The organism is Streptococcus sp. SM3 (assembly GCF_027497875.1).
This window is the reverse complement of sequence record NZ_JAJNSA010000157.1, coordinates 1-3,412: the sequence shown is the minus strand read 5'-3', so window position 1 is coordinate 3,412 and position 3,412 is coordinate 1. Positions and strand designations below refer to the sequence as shown.

Below are 3,412 nucleotides of genomic sequence, written 5' to 3'. Positions count from 1 at the left end.
GTTACTTTCATACTGGATGATCGAGTTGTCCAAGTTCTTGAGCTGGTTCATGAGGAAGTTATAATTCATGACCGTACTGGTATGACTGCTTCCTGAATAGCTCACCAAGTCTGAAACCTTGTCCTTGGTCGTGTTCAAGAGCTCAATCTCACTCTTTAGATTGTCCCGTGAACTCTTTAAATCACTATGAAGGGTTGTAAACACCTGACCCGGTAACTTTGCATGATTGCTTGAATCAATCTGGTAGTAACCATCCTTGTACAGTAGGAGATTAGTTGAGTAGTCATTCATCAGGTTAACCAGAGTTTGAAGAAGAGTCCCATGTACCTCTACTAGGTAACTGCGCATACTCGAGATAGCCTGACCTTGGAGATTTTGATTGTTGATGAAGTCGCTCATAGCCTTATTTAGACTAGCGATGGCCTCTTCCCAAGCATTCATCGTCTTTTGACTTTCCACTTGAACAGAGGTAATATCATCAAATTTTATCTTGTAACTCATAGAACCTCCCTACTGCAAGCCAGAAAACAGTGTTTGTCCCAATACTGTATCTGTACGGGCCAATTCTTTTCCTGTAGCGGACATCAAGGCGATGTCTGTTCCCAATAAGGACGTATAGCTCGTCATCAACTGATAGAGCTCATTGAATTGTTCCTGATACAAATCGAGCACCTTGGATTCCGATGTCGTGTTAAAGTTTGGCTTACTCACTCCAGCCAAACTAGCCTGAGCCTTGGTCAAACTACTGATGTGCGCGTTAAACAGAACCTCAGATAATTGAATCGTTCCATACATGACCTTACCCCTCCTTCGTATGTAGTAACTTCTCGATGAAATTTCCCAGATTGTTAATCTGACTTTGGCACCAACCAATAATGCCATGTTCTTCATTTTTTTGGTTTTCCAACCTAGTGATTTCATCACAGATGGCATCATAGAAGGTATTCATCTCCGTTTGAAAACTCGTATAGTCACTAGAGAAGGTTTCCCACTGCTTGGTGAAATCATCCTTTTGTTTGCCTTGCCATTCTGGCTGAATATTTCGGTGCATGATGGGATACTTGATATTGTGAACATTTTGTTGGATTTCCCCTACAGACTTCTTGGCCGTACGAAGACGTTCCAATTTTTCATCAATGGAAGTAATCCGTGATTGGGCAGAGGAGATGCTGGCGGAGTAGGCATTCACTCTACCTTGAAGATAATAGATTTGATCATAGTCTATTTGCCCCATGTATTAGCCTCCTAGTTCATTTACTTCATTCAACTCAGCAACATTCCCTTTAGGAATATCTGTTGTAGAGACAACCGAAGCAATATGTTCTAACATAAGCTCATTATCATCATCGCTATAGCCCTCTTGAACAACCTTAAAAACATCTTCATGATTAAAGTAGATAAGGCTATCTCCTACCATTCCTTCTGGATAGAGACAGGCTCCGTAATCAAAACGGTAGAGATCTCCTTTGACGGGTGCTGCAATCACACGAGCAATGATGAGCATCTTTTTAGTACTTCCCTTTAAAAATATTAGCGAGTGTAAATGGGAGGATTATCCTTCATTATTTCTTCTCCTAACTCTGTATTGCTTGATATCAAATCAAAAGGACAATCAGAGTCTATTTTATGACTCGCAATTTTTTTAGAAATCTTCTCAAAAAGAAGTAGCTCATTTTGAGAGTCATCATAATCTATGACTAGTAAGTAACTACTTTCTTCTTTCACTAGTATCTTTACGAAAAAGACATTATTAACTGAAGGAATTTCCTTAAAAATATTTGAAAGCTTGTTTTCAATCAACGTTGTATCCTCAATTGGCTTTCCAAAAAGTATTTTACGTGAATTGATTAAAGATAATATCGATTCTATATAATCTTTGTCCATAAAAACACTGATTTCACAAGGATTCAATACAACATATTTTACAGGTGAATTACGTTCTAGAAATTTATAAATATATACTATATCCACTTTGGCGAACTTAACACTTTTATTAAATAATGAACTAGATAAATTGATAGATTCAAAATCAGTAAATATAGGCAAATACTGTCTACCATCGCTACCATTTAATGTGATTAGAATATCAGAGCTATCACTTGTAGTAAAAGGTACCAACAAATATGATTTTGAAAGAGCAATAGCAAATTTCTTCCAGTCTGACTCCCTGTTATTTTCTTTATATATATTATATAAAAGATTCAAATCTAACATTAACTTCCTCATTCTTCTAATAAAGCATCAATTCTATTTAATAATGACGAAAATTGAGTATTACATTTTGTCATATATGTAGCATCAGAATCAAGAATATAAAAATCCGATAAACCATCTCTTGGGAAAAACATACTTTTGTACATTTTTCGAAGTTTCTCTATACATTCATTTGGGAGTTCAGGATTTTCTATATTTTGTATGATTGCTATCATATTTTTAAGCGTCCCTATAAAATAATTAACATTATGACGCTGCTTATGTTCTGATAGAATCCCTAATAAGTCAATTAACAATTCTATTAGTTCTTCTTTGAAATTTACCATCACCTTATTCCTCCTAGATGTGTTGTATTATTAAGAATTCCATCAATAGTCCAGGGTTTATTGATAAATATCTGTTCTTTGCCACCAATATATACTCCTCCTTGAGATCCTGTAGGACCTTCATAATAGACGGTACCTTTTGGGAACTTAGTAGCATAGATATCAGTCAATTCTGATGTACCTGTTAAGACTCCTGTATCCCTATCAATCCACTGAGGTTTAACTGCGGACTCTATCCTAACTTTTATTACTGACTCAGGGATATCCCTTGTATAATATTGTCCTAAAGGACTGTCAGAATTTCCTGCTCTAAAAAAGACCGTATCCTCTTCTAATATTTTCACATTATATTTACCGCTAGCGAAACTTTTAGCTGCAGTTTCATTAATTTCTAGTAGTGGCCCAGGATTTTCAATCATATTGTAACTATATTCTCTTGGATTGGTGGACACCTTGTTCAAACTAAACTTGCTAGCTGCTGAAGAGGCCGCATAACCTCCTACGATATTCCCGATAAAGTTTGCGGTTTGGGCATCTTCTTCACTTCCACCTAGGAGCTTGGTCCCATGATAGGCAACCTGACCCGCTGTATAGGCACCTGCTTCCCCTATCGCAAACTGGGTCAAGCCCTTGACAACGCTCTGAGTTTGCCCTATGGGAATCATGATAGAACTCGCTGTCACAAAGATCCCACCAACCTGATGATACAGCTTGTCGTTCCCCATAAAAAGCGTATCTCGGATGCGATTATAGGATTTCGTATGGACATCCCCTGCATTTCCAAGTTGGATGTTATGAATCCCTTCCCCTGCATTAGACGCCCCATAAGCCGCTGTTCCAATTCCTGCGGTTAAGCCAGCCCCAACAACCAA

Annotated in this window: 6 protein-coding genes and 1 pseudogene; all 7 read right to left on the bottom strand. The window is 37.7% G+C overall.

Going from position 1 to position 3,412, the window contains the following annotated elements; genetic code table 11:
- Positions 1-501: T7SS effector LXG polymorphic toxin (locus PAN06_RS13430; protein WP_269796574.1), on the bottom strand; the 501-nt coding region annotated here is incomplete at its 3' end.
- A gap of 9 nt (positions 502-510) precedes the next feature.
- Positions 511-795, bottom strand: a complete 285-nt coding sequence (locus PAN06_RS13425; protein ID WP_125417065.1) for a TIGR04197 family type VII secretion effector — start codon at positions 793-795, stop codon at positions 511-513.
- 4 nt (positions 796-799) lie between these two features.
- Positions 800-1,234 (bottom strand): DUF5082 family protein, encoded by a 435-nt coding sequence (locus PAN06_RS13420; RefSeq protein WP_120769975.1) that lies wholly within the window; start codon positions 1,232-1,234, stop codon positions 800-802.
- A 3-nt stretch (positions 1,235-1,237) separates the two neighbouring features.
- Positions 1,238-1,504 (bottom strand): DUF4176 domain-containing protein, encoded by a 267-nt coding sequence (locus PAN06_RS13415; RefSeq protein ID WP_269796573.1) that lies wholly within the window; start codon positions 1,502-1,504, stop codon positions 1,238-1,240.
- Between the two features lie 26 nt (positions 1,505-1,530).
- Positions 1,531-2,214, bottom strand: coding sequence for an enhanced serine sensitivity protein SseB C-terminal domain-containing protein (locus PAN06_RS13410; RefSeq protein WP_247930842.1), 684 nt, complete (start codon positions 2,212-2,214; stop codon positions 1,531-1,533).
- A gap of 8 nt (positions 2,215-2,222) precedes the next feature.
- Positions 2,223-2,540, bottom strand: a complete 318-nt coding sequence (locus PAN06_RS13405) for a hypothetical protein (RefSeq protein ID WP_004264076.1) — start codon at positions 2,538-2,540, stop codon at positions 2,223-2,225.
- Positions 2,540-3,412, bottom strand: a pseudogene (locus PAN06_RS13400) (hypothetical protein); the annotation flags it as partial. The gene PAN06_RS13405 and the pseudogene PAN06_RS13400, both read right to left, overlap by 1 nt.